The organism is Serinicoccus chungangensis (assembly GCF_006337125.1).
GTDB classification, from domain to species: domain Bacteria; phylum Actinomycetota; class Actinomycetes; order Actinomycetales; family Dermatophilaceae; genus Ornithinicoccus; species Ornithinicoccus chungangensis.
On the sequence record NZ_CP040887.1, the window covers coordinates 3,238,294 to 3,251,439 of the forward strand.

Annotated in this window: 15 protein-coding genes; 6 read left to right on the plus strand and 9 right to left on the minus strand. The window is 74.1% G+C overall.

Annotated elements, in window-relative coordinates:
- Window positions 1-36 precede the first annotated feature (36 nt).
- From FHD63_RS14750 to FHD63_RS14760, 3 genes are read right to left on the minus strand one after another with little or no spacing between them, the layout of a single operon-like run.
- Window positions 37-747, minus strand: coding sequence for a matrixin family metalloprotease (locus FHD63_RS14750; RefSeq protein ID WP_139722700.1), 711 nt, complete (start codon window positions 745-747; stop codon window positions 37-39).
- Window positions 748-777: 30 nt separating this feature from the next.
- On the minus strand, window positions 778-1,425 hold the full coding sequence (locus FHD63_RS14755; RefSeq protein ID WP_139722701.1) for a CE1759 family FMN reductase: 648 nt from the start codon (window positions 1,423-1,425) through the stop codon (window positions 778-780).
- A 32-nt stretch (window positions 1,426-1,457) separates the two neighbouring features.
- Window positions 1,458-2,591: an LLM class flavin-dependent oxidoreductase gene (locus FHD63_RS14760; RefSeq protein ID WP_139722702.1), complete on the minus strand. Its 1,134-nt coding sequence runs from the start codon at window positions 2,589-2,591 to the stop codon at window positions 1,458-1,460.
- A gap of 157 nt (window positions 2,592-2,748) precedes the next feature.
- Here FHD63_RS14760 and fucP point away from each other — a divergent pair, with 157 nt between their 5' ends.
- Together fucP and FHD63_RS14770 are read left to right on the plus strand one after the other, a co-directional pair.
- A complete protein-coding gene (gene fucP / locus FHD63_RS14765; protein ID WP_139722703.1) occupies window positions 2,749-4,080 on the plus strand; it encodes an L-fucose:H+ symporter permease in 1,332 nt (443 codons plus the stop codon).
- On the plus strand, window positions 4,077-5,102 hold the full coding sequence (locus FHD63_RS14770; RefSeq protein WP_139722704.1) for a substrate-binding domain-containing protein: 1,026 nt from the start codon (window positions 4,077-4,079) through the stop codon (window positions 5,100-5,102). Before fucP ends, FHD63_RS14770 begins: the two co-directional genes overlap by 4 nt.
- A gap of 4 nt (window positions 5,103-5,106) precedes the next feature.
- On the opposite strand, the gene FHD63_RS16940 is transcribed toward FHD63_RS14770, so the two are convergent.
- The gene (locus FHD63_RS16940; protein ID WP_275100598.1) at window positions 5,107-5,229 is read right to left on the minus strand and encodes a hypothetical protein; all 123 of its coding nucleotides are present in this window, start codon (window positions 5,227-5,229) and stop codon (window positions 5,107-5,109) included.
- A gap of 77 nt (window positions 5,230-5,306) precedes the next feature.
- Here FHD63_RS16940 and FHD63_RS14775 point away from each other — a divergent pair, with 77 nt between their 5' ends.
- On the plus strand, window positions 5,307-6,239 hold the full coding sequence (locus FHD63_RS14775; protein WP_139722705.1) for a LysR substrate-binding domain-containing protein: 933 nt from the start codon (window positions 5,307-5,309) through the stop codon (window positions 6,237-6,239).
- A gap of 23 nt (window positions 6,240-6,262) precedes the next feature.
- Here FHD63_RS14775 and FHD63_RS14780 read toward each other — a convergent pair whose 3' ends face one another.
- Complete coding sequence (locus FHD63_RS14780) at window positions 6,263-7,192, minus strand: SDR family oxidoreductase (RefSeq protein ID WP_139722706.1); 930 nt, start codon at window positions 7,190-7,192, stop codon at window positions 6,263-6,265.
- A 136-nt stretch (window positions 7,193-7,328) separates the two neighbouring features.
- Here FHD63_RS14780 and FHD63_RS14785 point away from each other — a divergent pair, with 136 nt between their 5' ends.
- Window positions 7,329-8,174 (plus strand): helix-turn-helix transcriptional regulator, encoded by an 846-nt coding sequence (locus FHD63_RS14785; protein ID WP_139722707.1) that lies wholly within the window; start codon window positions 7,329-7,331, stop codon window positions 8,172-8,174.
- A 6-nt stretch (window positions 8,175-8,180) separates the two neighbouring features.
- On the opposite strand, the gene FHD63_RS14790 is transcribed toward FHD63_RS14785, so the two are convergent.
- Both FHD63_RS14790 and FHD63_RS14795 read right to left on the minus strand, forming a co-directional pair.
- The gene (locus tag FHD63_RS14790) at window positions 8,181-8,582 is read right to left on the minus strand and encodes an ankyrin repeat domain-containing protein (protein ID WP_139722708.1); all 402 of its coding nucleotides are present in this window, start codon (window positions 8,580-8,582) and stop codon (window positions 8,181-8,183) included.
- Window positions 8,583-8,606: 24 nt separating this feature from the next.
- Window positions 8,607-9,548: a cation diffusion facilitator family transporter gene (locus FHD63_RS14795; protein ID WP_139722709.1), complete on the minus strand. Its 942-nt coding sequence runs from the start codon at window positions 9,546-9,548 to the stop codon at window positions 8,607-8,609.
- Between the two features lie 140 nt (window positions 9,549-9,688).
- Between FHD63_RS14795 and FHD63_RS14800 the strand changes: the two genes are divergently transcribed.
- Window positions 9,689-10,468 carry a HEAT repeat domain-containing protein gene (locus FHD63_RS14800; protein WP_139722710.1) on the plus strand — a complete coding sequence of 260 codons (780 nt, stop codon included), beginning with the start codon at window positions 9,689-9,691 and terminating at the stop codon, window positions 10,466-10,468.
- A 97-nt stretch (window positions 10,469-10,565) separates the two neighbouring features.
- Window positions 10,566-11,789: an AAA family ATPase gene (locus FHD63_RS14805; protein WP_139722711.1), complete on the plus strand. Its 1,224-nt coding sequence runs from the start codon at window positions 10,566-10,568 to the stop codon at window positions 11,787-11,789.
- 7 nt (window positions 11,790-11,796) lie between these two features.
- Here FHD63_RS14805 and FHD63_RS14810 read toward each other — a convergent pair whose 3' ends face one another.
- Both FHD63_RS14810 and FHD63_RS14815 read right to left on the minus strand, forming a co-directional pair.
- A complete protein-coding gene (locus tag FHD63_RS14810) occupies window positions 11,797-12,621 on the minus strand; it encodes an SGNH/GDSL hydrolase family protein (protein ID WP_139722712.1) in 825 nt (274 codons plus the stop codon).
- A 180-nt stretch (window positions 12,622-12,801) separates the two neighbouring features.
- Entirely contained in the window at window positions 12,802-13,074 is a 273-nt protein-coding gene (locus FHD63_RS14815) for an HU family DNA-binding protein (RefSeq protein WP_058892695.1), read from the minus strand.
- Window positions 13,075-13,146: the final 72 nt, after the last annotated feature.

Below are 13,146 nucleotides of genomic sequence, written 5' to 3' on the forward strand. Positions count from 1 at the left end.
CCACGGACGACCCGGGGGCCCGGACCGAGGCCCGGCTCACCCGCAGGCGGCCTCCTCGAGCGCGGCCAGGCCGGCCAGGTCGGCGTCGGTGAACTCGTCCTGCCCGGAGTTCTCGGCGGCCATGAGCGCCCCCGCGTCGTCGGAGTGCCCGAGCCCGAGCACGTGCACCAGCTCGTGGACGAGGACGGTCTCCTCGTCCAGCCCGCCCAGCCATCCTCCCGGCATGTCGGTGTCGAGGACGACCATGCCGCCGACCGACCGGGCGTCACCACCCGGACCCACGACGTAGGACGCGCCCCCCAGGCCCGCCGTCGGCCCCGCGAGCTCGGACACCTCCTCCTCGTCGGCCCAGCCGAGGAGGATCGGCCCGCGCTGGCGGCCCTGGAACTCCCGGTCCTCGGTCTCCTCGGTCACCACGAAGGTGAAGCCGCTCGCCTCGTTGACCCGCTGGACCGCGGAGGCGACGAGCTCGGCATACCCCTCGGGAGCCCCCTGCGGGTTGACCTCCACCTCGATCCGGGCGGCGCACCCCCAGGTCACCGGTCGGCCACCATCGCTGACCTGCATGAAGGTGTAGCCCTCGCCGCCCGACCCGGCGACCCCGGCCGAGCGCTCGGTGTAGACCGTCCGACGGACGTCGCCGAGGTCGAGCCCGGGCGAGAGGTAGACCACCATGCTGATGACCAACCCGATGACGAGCAGGACGCTGAGGATGCTCGTGCATCCTCCACCGCGCCGCTCGCTCATGCGTCCAGTCTGCCGCGCGTCGCTGGGGGGCTACTGACCCAGGCCGGCGAGCAGGTCCTCGAAGTCCGTGACGTCCTGGTCGACCCGCGTCCCGGCGCGGCCGGGGGCAGCGTCCGAGCCCAGCCCGACGACTCCCGCCGCGACGACGGCGGCGGCCAGCTCGCCGGCCGCGCGGGTGATCCGCTCGCCGAGCTCGCTCGCCCCGGCACCACCGAAGTCGTCGGTCGCCGCGAAGACGCCGGTCGGCACCACCGCGGCACGCAGGTAGGCGAACAACGGGCGCAGCGCGTGGTCGAGCACGAGCTGGTGCCGGGCCGTGCCGGCCGTCGCGGCGACCAGCACGGGCGTCCCGGCGACCGCCTCCGGGTCGAGCACGTCGACGAACATCTTGAACAGCCCGGAGTAGCTCGCGGCGAAGACGGGGGTGACCGCGATGAGGGCGTCGGCCCCGGAGACGAGCTCGCGCGCCGCCGCGACGGCCGGCGTCGGCATGCCACCGGTGGTCATGGTGGTGGCCAGGTCGTGGGCCAGCTCCCGCAGCTCGACCACCTCGACGGTCGCGGCCTCGCCCCGCGCGCTCACCTGGGTGACGACGGCGTCGGCGAGCCGGTCGGCCAGCAGCCGGGTGGAGCTGGGCTGGGACAGCCCGGCGGTGAGGACGACGATGCGGCGGGTCATGGCGTGCTCCCTTCGGTATGCCGTGCGGCGGGTCAGGCGGGGGCGCCGACGGCGGCGCCCCGGGCCGGGGCCACGAGGTGGTGCGGGGCGTCGGGGCCCTGCGCCACCATCGAGGCGTGGGTGGGCGGGTCGCTCGGGACGTGCGCGGGACGGCGCGCCTCGAACTCGCGGCGCAGCACCGGCACGACGTCACGGCCCAGGATCTCGATCTGCTCCAGGACGACGTCCTGCGGCAGACCGGCGTGGTCGATGAGGAAGAGCTGACGCTGGTAGTCACCGACCGCGTCGGCGAAACCGAGGGTGCGCTCGATGACCATCTCCGGCGTGCCCACCGTCAGCGGGGTCATCCGGCTGAACTCCTCCAGGCTCGGGCCGTGGCCGTAGACCGGGGCCACGTCGAAGTAGGGGCGGAAGGTCCGCTTGGCCTCGGCCTCGCTGCCGGCGATGAAGGCCTGCCCGCCGAGGCCCACGACGGCCTGGTCGGCCGACCCGTGGCCGTAGTGCTCGAAGCGGCGACGGTAGAGGCCGACCATCTGGGCGGTGTGCTCGATGTTCCAGAAGATGTTGTTGTGGAAGAAGCCGTCGCCGTAGTACGCCGCCTGCTCGGCGATCTCGGTGGACCGGATCGAGCCGTGCCAGACGAACGGCGGGGTGCCGTCCAGCGGGCGCGGCGTGGCGGTGAAGCCCTGCAGCGGGGTGCGGAACTTCCCCTGCCAGTCGACGACCTCCTCGCGCCAGAGCCGGCGCAGCAGGTGGTAGTTCTCGATGGCCAGCGGCACGCCCTGGCGGATGTCCTTGCCGAACCACGGGTAGACCGGGCCGGTGTTGCCGCGGCCCATCATGAGGTCGACCCGACCGCCGGAGAGGTGCTGCAGGAAGGCGTAGTCCTCCGCGATGCGCACCGGGTCGGTGGTGGTGATGAGGGTCGTCGCCGTGGACAGCTTCAGCCGCTCCGTCTGGGCGGCGATGTAGGCGAGGTGGGTCGTGGGCGCCGAGGAGATGAACGGCGGGTTGTGGTGCTGCCCCGTGGCGAAGACGTCCAGCCCGACCTCCTCCGCCTTGAGCGCGTAGGCCGTCATCGCGGCGATCCGCTCGCCGTCCGTCGGCACGCGACCGGTCGTGGGGTCCGGCGTGATGTCGCCGACGCTGAAGATCCCGAACTGCACCTTGGCTCACCCTCCTGGGTTGTTGATGTATCAACTATAGCAACGCCACCCGCCGAGGTATTCCGGCCCGCCTCCCGACGGGGGGGTGGCCACCCGGGTCCCCACGGCATACCCTGGCCAGGACGCGACACCGACGTTGCGGCAAGAGGAGGGGCGCATGGCGACGGTCCAGTCCGAGGTCGACCAGCAGGACGCCCCGCTGGTGGCCCGCCACCTCCGGGTGCCCTTCGCGCTGCTCATCCTGTGCTTCGCCGCCTGGGGCATGGCGGCCAACCTCACCGACATCCTCGTCGGCGTCTTCCGCGGCATCTTCGACATGTCGAACCTGCAGTCCTCGCTGGTGCAGTTCGCCTACTACGGGGCCTACTTCCTCCTCGCGATCCCGGCGGCCGTCATCAACTCCCGCTTCGGCTTCAAGGCGGGCGTCCTCGTGGGGCTCGGCCTCGCGGCGGTCGGCGGCTTCCTCTTCATCCCGGCCAGCCAGATGCTCGCCTACAACATGTTCCTGCTGGCGCTCTTCGTGCTGGCGGCCGGCCTGTCGATCCTGGAGACCTCGGCCAACCCCTTCGTCATCGCGATGGGCGACGAGGCGAGCGCCACCCAACGGCTCAACCTGGCCCAGTCCTTCAACCCGGTCGGGGCCAACCTCGGCGTGCTCATGGGCGCGGTGCTCATCCTGCCCAACCTCACGCCCGAGGAGAGCAAGACGATCATGAGCGAGGGCGAGCTCCTCGCCGCCCAGGAGGCCGACCTCTTCCAGGTCCTGCGCCCCTACGTCTTCATCGCGAGCGTCCTCGTCCTCATCTGGCTGCTCATCGCGTTCCGGAAGATGCACCTGCCGACCGAGCCGGAGGCGGTGGACCTCACCGAGGGGGGTGGCGGCACCTTCGCCCGGCTGTGGTCGAACCGCCACTACCGCTTCGGCGTGGTCGCGCAGTTCTTCAACGTCGCGGCGCAGACCTGCACGTGGACCTTCACGATCCTCTACGCCCAGGACGTCGTCGGCCTCAGCCAGGAGGCGGCCGGGTGGTGGCTGCAGGCGAGCCTCGTCATCTTCCTCGTCTCCCGCTTCGTCATGACCTGGCTGCTCGGGATCTTCCGTCCCGCGAGGCTGCTGCTCATCATGGCGCTGTTCGGCGCGGCCTGCTGCCTGACCTCGATGTTCGTCCTCAACATCGTCGGGCTGGTCGCCGTCGTCATGATCTCGGCGGGGCTGTCGCTCATGTTCCCCACGATCTACGGCATGGCGCTGCAGGGCCTGGGCCCGGACGCCAAGTTCGGCTCGGCCGGGCTGGTCATGGCCATCCTCGGCGGGGCGCTCATCCCCATGGTGCACGCGGCGGTCATGGACGTCTCCAGCTCGGCGCTGGGGTATGCCGTCCCGGGCGTGTGCCTGCTCGTCGTCGCCGCCTACGCGCTCTTCGACCTGCGCACCGACCGACCCGGACCGGGCACCCCGGCCACCCACGAGGCGGAGGCGCGGTCATGAGGGCGCGGCGGGGCGCACACCCCTGGGTGACCGGTGTCGCGGGCACCCTGCTCCTGGCCGTCCTGGCCGTCCTGGCCGGGTGCTCCCCCGGTGGTCAGGAGGAGGAGGTCACGGTCGGCCTCATCACCAAGCAGGAGGAGAACCCCTACTGGGTCGAGATGCGCGAGGTCGCGCAGGAGACCGCCGACGACCTCGACGTCGAGCTGCTCACCGCGACCGGCACCAGCGACACCGACGTCGCCTCCCAGGAGGCGGCCCTCGACGACATGGTCGCGCAGGGCGTCGACGGGATCCTCATCGCCCCGACCGACGCGACGGCGCTCGACGCCGCCATCTCGCGGGCGCAGGAGGCGGGGGTGCGCGTCATCGCCGTCGACACGCCGACCGACCCCCCGGAGCTGGTGCAGGCCACCTTCGCCACCGACAACGAGCGCGCCGGCGAGCTCATCGGGCGGTATGCCGCGGCGCAGGTCGAGCAGCTGGGGCTCGAGCCGCGCGTGGTGATGCTCGACATGTCGCCGACGGTGGTGTCGGCACAGGAGCGCCACGACGGCTTCGTGGAGGCCTTCGCGGAGCAGGTCGAGGTGACCGACTCGACCTTCGGGCAGGTGGTGGACACCCAGGGAGATCGTGACACCGCCGCGGTGCTCATGACGCAGCTCCTGGAGGACGACCCTGACCTGAACGTCGTCTACACGGTCAACGAGCCGGCGGCCCTGGGCGCCTTGGCCGCGCTGGAGGACGCGGGGGCCGACCTCGACGAGATCGTCCTGGTGTCGGTCGACGGCGGGTGCGCCGCCATGCGCGAGGGCGTGCGTCCTGGCCTCATCGACGCGACGGCGATGCAGTACCCGCAGAACATGGCGCGGGAGGGGGTGCGGGCGATCGCCCGCGCGGTGCGGGAGGGGCAGGAGCCGACCGGCTACCTCGACACCGGGACGCTGCTCGTGAGCGACGCCCCGGTGGAGGGGGTCGAGTCCCGCCGGGTGGAGTTCGGGGTGCGGACCTGCTGGGGGTCCTGAGGGGTCAGCGGGTGGCGCGGTGCGTGGCGGTGGGCCACGCCACGACGGCGGCGCTGCGGGTGGCGGGGAGGGAACGGACGTCGTAGGGGAAGCGACCGGTCATGAGCGAGAGCAGGAACTTGGCCATGCACCCTACGGTCCTCCTCGCTGACCCATACGTCCAATGTCTGCCGAGCACAGCAACCATGCGCTAGCGTCATAGGTATGGAGGTCGACACCCTGCGCTGGTTCCAGCTCGTCGCCGACGGGGTGACGGTGACCGAGGTCAGCGACCTCGAGCAGGTGTCCCAGCCGGCCGTCTCCCGGGCCCTGGCCCGGCTGGAGCGCGAGATCGGCACCCCGCTGCTGCGCCGGGAGGGGCGCGTGCTGCGGATGACCCACGCGGGCACGGTCTTCAAGCGGCACGTGGACGCCGTGCTGCACGAGCTGGACGACGGCGTCGCCGCGGTGCAGCAGCTGCTCGACCCGGAGACCGGCACGGTGACCGTGGCCTTCCAGCCCTCGCTGGGCACCTGGCTGGTCCCGGACCTGGTCACGAGCTTCCGCGCCCGGCACCCCGGGGTCAGGCTGGACCTGCGCACCAAGGAGGACGAGACGATGCCGGCGGTCGGGCCGCGCAGCGGCGTCGATCTCGAGCTGTCCACGCTGCGCCCGCACCGCGGCGAGGACCAGCCGCGGTGGCGCGCCCTCGTCGCCGAGCCGATGCGGCTGCTCGTCGGGCCGGGGCACCGGCTCGCCGGTCGGTCCCGGACCGCGCTGTCCGAGGTCGCCGAGGACCCCTTCGTCGTCATGACGCCGTCCTCGGTCCTGCGCAGGCATACCGCCCAGCTGTGCGCCGAGGCCGGCTTCGCGCCCGAGGTCTCCTTCGTCGCCGCCGACCTGCCCACGCTGCGGGGGTATGTCGCCGCCGACCTGGGGGTGGCGGTCGCCCCGACCCTGTGGGGCGGCTCGGTGGCCACTCCGGTGCGCGGCCTGCACGTCCTCGGGCTCACCGACCACGGCGCCACCCGGGACGTCGGCCTGTCGTGGGCGCCGGGGCGCCGGCTGCTGCCGGCCGCCGAGCTCTTCCGCGACCACGTCCTGGAGCGCGCCCGCTCCGGTCTCCTGCCCACCCCCGTGCCACCGACGGAGGCGTGAGCCGGCGTGCCGACGTGCGCAGCTCACCCGAAGGAGACGCCGACCAGCTCCTGCGAGACCGCCCACAGGCGCTCGGCGTCCCCGGTCCGCAGCGGCCGCCACAGGGGGGTGCTGCCGGGCGGCCCCCCGGCGTGCCCCCAGCCCTGGGGGCCGAAGAACGCCCCTCCCTCCGGGGAGGTCGCCGCCAGGAGGGCCGGCAGGGCGGCGCTGTGCGCCGTCCCGACGAGGACGCCCCGGTCGGAGAGCCACTGGATGACCCGGCGGCTCGAGGTCGCACGGGAGCGGCCCATCTCGGGCCTGGCCGAGAGCAGGCTGGTCGGCGCCACCCCGGGGTGGGCGAGGGCGCTGGTGATGCCCCAGCCGGCGTCGGCGCTGCGCCGGTCGAGCGCGAGCGCGAAGAGCGCGAGCGCGATCTTGGACTGCCGGTAGGCCCCCATCGCGTCGTAGCCACGCTCCCACTGCAGGTCCTCCCAGTGCATCCCGCCGCCGCGGGCGGCGATGCTCGTCTGGGAGACCACCCGCGCCCCGCCGGCCCGCAGCAGCGGCAGCAGGTGCGCCGTGAGCGCCACGTGCCCCAGGTGGTTGGTCCCGAGCTGCAGCTCCAACCCGTCCTCGGTCACCTGCCGCTCGGGCGGGGTCATCACCCCCGCGTTGTTGACCAGGAGGTGCAGCGGCGCCCCGTCGGCACGCAGCCGCCCGCCCAGGGCGGCCACCGAGGCCAGGGAGGAGAGGTCGAGGGACTCCAGCCGCAGCCGGGCCGTCGGGTGATGGTCCCGGATGCGGCCCGCCGCCGCCTCGCCCTTGCCCTGGTCGCGGACGGGCATGACGACCTCCGCCCCGGCGGCGGCGAGGCGGGTGGCGATCCCCAGCCCGATGCCGTCACTGGCGCCGGTCACCAGGGCTCGTCGGCCGGTGAGGTCGGGGAGGGTGAGGTCGGGGTCTCTGCGTGGCATGTCGCTCCTGTCGGTGGGCGGCGCGGGGTGCGCCGGACTCCAGGGTGACCAGGTCGCCGGAGCGCATCCAGGGCTCGCTGATCCCGGGACCGCCGGTCCCTGGATCACCGCCCGACGAGGAGCGAGGATGGGGCCCATGATGGATCGCGCCGGACTCGCCGACGTCCTCCGGCACCGTCGGCAGTCGCTGCAGCCGGAGGACGTCGGTATGCCGCGGGGGCCGCGACGACGCACCTCCGGGCTGCGCCGGGAGGAGGCGGCGGCCCTGTGCCACATGTCCACCGACTACTGGTCCCGGCTGGAGCAGGAGCGCGGCCCACGGCCGTCCGCCCAGATGGTGGGCTCGATCGCGCAGGGTCTGCACCTCACCGTCGCCGAGCGCGACCACCTCTTCCGGCTGGCCGGACATCCGCCCCCTCCGGCCGCCTCGGCGGGGATGCACATCAGTCCCGGCGTCCTGCGGATCCTCGACCGGCTCGCCGACACCCCGGCCGAGGTCGTCACCGAGCTCGGCGAGACCCTGCGCCAGACCCCGGTGGGGATCGCCCTGCTCGGCGACCTCACCCGGTTCACCGGACCCTTCCGCAGCATCGGCTACCGCTGGTTCGCCCTGCCGGGCGCCCGCGACATCTACGCCGAGGAGGACCACGCGTCCTACTCCCGGCTCTACGCCTCCGGGCTGCGCGGGGTGGCCGGTCTGCGCGGGCCAGGGTCCCGCGCGGCGGAGCTCGCGACCCTCCTGCTGGAGTCCAGCGAGGAGTTCCGGGAGGTGTGGCAGCGGCAGGAGGTCGGCCTGCAGCCGCCGGACGTCAAGCGCTACCGGCTGCCCTCCGTCGGCGACATCGAGCTGAACTGCCAGGTCATGCACGCCCCTGCGCAGGCGCAGACGCTGCTGGTCTACACCGCCGCCCCGGGCAGCGACAGCCACGAGAAGCTGGAGCTGCTCGCGGTCCTCGGCGCGGAGGGCGTGCGGCAGACCTAGGCCCCCTCAGGCCTCCCGGGCGACGAGGTCCTCGCGGCCGAACATCGCGGCCGTCTCGCGGGCGGTGGGCTGCCCGGCGTCCGGGTCGGCGCCGTGCTGCAGCAGCACGGCCACCACCTCCGCCTCGCCCTTGAAGACGGCGCCCGCCAGCGGCGACTGGCCACGGTCGTTCAGCCGGTCGACGTCGGCGCCGCGGCGGGCCAGCTCGCCCACGGTCCCCGGGTGCCCGTGGTAGGCCGCCAGCATGAGCAGGGTGTTGCCCGCCGGGTCGGTGAGGTCCACGGGGGCCCCGGCGTCGACGTAGGCGGCGAGGCGCTCGCCGTCACCGGCCCTCGCCAGGTCGAAGAGGACGTGCGCGAGGTCGACGACCTCGGGCGCCGGGGGGTCGGATCCGAGCGGGTCGTTCATGTCCGCGAGCCTACGTGCCGGCGCTCACGGGTGGTGGGCCTGCTCGTGGCCCCCGTGCTGGCGCGGCTCCAGCTGGAAGGTCGAGTGCTCCACGCTGACGTCGAAGTGCCCCGCCACGCAGGACTGCAGCGCGTCCAGCAGCTGGGGCGCGTGGCCGTCGCGGAAGCACCCGTCCTCGACGACCACGTGGGCGCTGAGGACCGGCGTCCCGGTGCCGATGCGGGAGACGTGCAGGTCGTGCACGTCGAGGACGTGGTCGACCCCGAGCAGGTGCTCGCGCAGCTCCGGCAGCGACAGCCCCGGGGGCACCGACTCCAGCAGGACGCTGCCCGCCTCCCGCAGGATCGTCACCGCCCGGGGCAGGATGAGCAGCGCGATGAGCACCCCCGCGACGGCGTCCGCCCGCGTCCACCCCAGGGTCTGGATGAGCACCGCCGAGACGATGACCGCGACCGAGCCCAGCGCGTCGGCCACGACCTCGAGGAAGGCGGCGCGCAGGTTGAGGTTGGCGTCCCGCCCGCCGGCCAGGACGAGCATCGCGACCAGGTTGCCGAGCAGCCCCACCACGCCGAAGGCCAGGAGCAGCCCACCCGCCACCTCGGCCGGCTCGTCCGCGAGCAGCCGGCGCACGCCCTCGACGAGGGCGTAGCCGCCGACCCCCAGCAGGACCGTCGCCTGGGCGCCGGCCCCGAGGACCTCGGCGCGGGCATACCCCCAGGTCCGACGCTCGGACGGGGGCCGCGTCATGAGTCGGGCGGCGGTGAGGGCGATGAGCAGGCCGCCGGCGTCGGTCAGCATGTGGCCCGCGTCGACGAGCAGCGCGAGGCTGCCCGTGACGAACGCCCCGACGACCTCCGCGACGAGGATCGTGGCGGTGACCGCGAAGGCGACCAGCAACCGCGTCGTGCTGGCGTCCGCCCCGTGGTCGTGACCGGGGGCGGAGGCCGGTCCCTGCCCTGCACTCATGCCCCGATCGTCCCACCGGGCGCCGCCCGTGGTCGCCCCCACCCCCACCGGCCGCGCTCGTGCTGCCTTGACCCTCACGCCCGGTGAGGAATGACCCTGGTCCTGCACGCGTTGCCGGACCGGAACCCGAGGAGAGAGCTGTGAGCACGCTGGAGCAGGCGCGTCGCGCCGTGTACGACGTCGACCCCACCGTCCGTCAGAAGGCGGCGGTGTACCTGGGCACCCACGGGGAGGAGTCGCTGACGCCGGAGCTGGTGGCGCTGCTCGTCGCCGAGCCGGACTTCTTCGTCCGGGAGACCCTGACCTGGGCGGTCGTGCGCCGCCCCGCGGCCGCGCTGCCGCACTTGGTCGAGGCGCTGGGCGGGGCCCCGGAGGCGAGGGTCCAGGTGCTGCACGCCCTGAGCAAGATCCAGGCCCCGGAGGCCGTGCCGCACATCCTGCCGTTCGCCGACGACGCGGACCACCGGGTGGCGATGAAGGCCTGGTGGGCCCTGGGCCGCACCGGCACCGCCGAGGCGGCGCCCGCCCTCCTGCCCCACCTCGGGCAGGGCGGCGAGGAGCAGCAGCGCGAGCTCGCGCGGGCCTTCGAGCAGCTGGGCGAGCCGGGGGTGCCCGGGCTGGCGGAGGCGGTGGCCGACGGCGACGGCGCCGTCCGGCGCCACGCGGCCCAGACCCTCGTCCTCGTCGGCGACCCCGCCGCCCGCCCGGCCGCGCCCCCCCTGGCCGCCATGGCCGAGACCGACGAGAAGGACAACGCCCTGGTGGCGCTGGAGGCGCTGGCCGCCCTGGACGAGCCGTGCGTCGAGCCGGCCCTGGAGCGTCTGCGCGACGGGGACGACCGGTTCCGCTCGATGACCGCGCAGTGGCTGCTCACCGACCGCGCCGAGCGCGGGCTGGGCGGGGCCGCACGGGGCGACTGACGGCATACCCCGGCCGCCCGGGCGTCGCCGTCGCCACGCGCGGCGTCCGGTCGGCGAGGGCCCAGGACTGTCGGCGCGTGCGCCTACGGTGGCCGCCATGTACGCGACGGTCGCCGTCCACGGCTACCGCTCGCTCCGCGACGTGGTGCTGCCGCTCGGGCGGCTGACCGTCGTCACCGGGGCGAACGGGTCGGGCAAGAGCAGCCTCTACCGCGCCCTGCGCCTGCTCGGGGCCTGCGGTCGGGGGGAGGCGGTCCGCGCCCTCGCGCAGGAGGGCGGTCTGGCCTCGGCGCTGTGGGCCGGGCCGGAGTCGCTCGCGCAGGCTCGCCGCGGCCACGAGGTGCAGGGGACCTCGCGCTCCGGCCCGGTCGGCGTCCGCCTCGGGGTCGGCGGCGCCGGGCCCGACCTGTCCTACCTCGTCGACCTCGGCATCCCCGTGCAGGGGGGCTCGGCCTTCGACCGCGACCCGGAGCTGAAGCGCGAGGCGGTGTGGCGGGGGCCGGTCATGCGACCGGCGACCCTGGCCGCCCGACGCCGGCACCAGGCGGTCGAGCTGCGCGACGAGGACGGCCGGTGGGACACGGCGCCGGTGTCGGTGCCGCCGTGGTCCAGCATGCTCACCGACGTCGTCGACCCGCTCGAGGCGCCGGAGCTCTGGGCGGTCCGGAAGGAGCTGCGCACGTGGCGGTTCTACGACGGCTTCCGGGTCGATGCCGGGGCGCCGGCCCGACGGCCGCAGGTCGGCACCCGGACGTGGGCGCTGGCGGAGGACGGCGCCGACCTCGCGGCTGCCCTCCAAACGATCCGTGAGGACTCCGGGGCCGAGCTGACCGCGGCCGTCGAGGACGCCTTCGACGGGGCCCGGCTGGACATCGCGGTGACCGACGGGCTCTTCGACGTGGCGCTGCACCAGCCCGGCATGCTGCGACCGCTGCGCTCCGCCGAGCTGTCCGACGGCACGCTGCGCTACCTGCTCTGGCTCGCCGCCCTGCTCACCCCGGTGCCGCCACGGCTGCTGGCCCTCAACGAGCCCGAGACCAGCCTGCACCCGAGCCTCGTCGCGCCGCTGGCGCGGGCGGTGGTGCGGGCGTCCCGCCGCGCGCAGGTCGTGCTGGTGACCCACTCCGAGCCCATGGTCGAGGCGCTCGCCGCTGCGGTGCGCGACGCCGACGGCCTCGACGCCGACCCGCGCGACCTGGAGACCGACCCCGGCGAGGTGCCGGCGATGTGCGTGCACGGGCTGGCCAAGGACCTCGGCGAGACCCGCGTGGTGGGGCAGGGGATGCTGTCGACGCCCAGCTGGGAGTGGGGCCGCCGCTGATCCCGGGTCAGGGGGCCGGGGGCACGACCGGGCCGAGCTGGGGTCGCTTCGGCACCCTGTCGTCGCCCGAGCTCTCCCGCCGGATCCGGCGACGGATCCACGGACGCAGGTGGGTCGCCACCCACTCGCGGTCGGCCTGCAACGACTCGATCCGCCCCAGCGGGGGTGCCGGGTCCAGCGGCGTGACCCAGTCCTCGTCCTGCTCCAGCCCCAGGGTCCACAACGCCTGCGCGGCGATCCGGGTGTGCCCCTCGCTGCTGAAGTGGATGCGGTCCGGCCCCCACATGCGGGCGTCGTGCAGGGCACGCAGCGTGTAGATGTCGACGACGAAGGACCCGGTGCGCTGCCCGACGGCCCACAGGTTGGCGGTGTACTCGGCCATCCGCGGGTGCACCCGGTTGACCAGCGGCGCCCAGGACACGTCCGGTGCGGTGACGAGCAGCACGTCGGCGCCGGTCTCCCGGACCTGCGCCACCGCCCCCTCCAGACGGTCCATGACGGCGCGCATCGACACCCGTGGGCGGAGCACGTCGTTGCCCCCGGCGGACAGGCTCACCAGGTCGGGGTGGAGGGCCAGCGCGGCGGGCAGCTGCTCGCTGACGACGGCGTCGATGAGGCGCCCGCGGATGGCCAGGTTGGCGTAGCCGAAGGGCGCGCCCAGCGCGTCGTTGCGGGCGGCGAGGGCGGCAGCCACCCGGTCGGCCCAGCCGACGTAGCGGTCCTCGGTCGGGGCGGACGCGTCGGGATCGACCAGACCCTCGGTGAACGAGTCCCCCAGGGCCACGAAGCGCTCCCAGACGCGCGGCTGCGGTGCGTCAGGTCGGGCGGGCATACCTGCAGGATAGGGAACCCGTGGCGCCGAGGGGGCGACCGTGCCGGTGATGTCGCGACGTGGGTGACGTCGCCGCGTCGGTCAGGTCGCTGCGCCTCCGGGTCGGCGCACCACGCCGGGGACGCGGACGCCCGGCCGGCCACGAGGGCCGACCGGGCGTCACGCAGGAGGAGCCTCAGCTCAGGAGACGCGCTCCTTGAGCTTGGAGCCGGCCTTGAACGCCGGCGCCTTGCTCGCGGCGATCTGGATCTCCTCGCCGGTCTGCGGGTTGCGGCCGGTGCGGGCCGAGCGCTCGCGGACCTCGAAGGTGCCGAAGCCGGGGAGGGAGACCTTCTCGCCCTTGGCGAGCTCGGCGGAGATGGCCTCGAGGACGGAGTTGACGACCTTGTCGGCGGCGGCCTGGGTCATGCCCGCCTCGCGCGCGACGGCCTCGACGATAACCTTCTTGCTCATAGTGACAGCCTTTCGTAGAGCCAATGGATCGGCCACACCGTAGGCAGACCATCGCGCGTTTTGCCAACTACG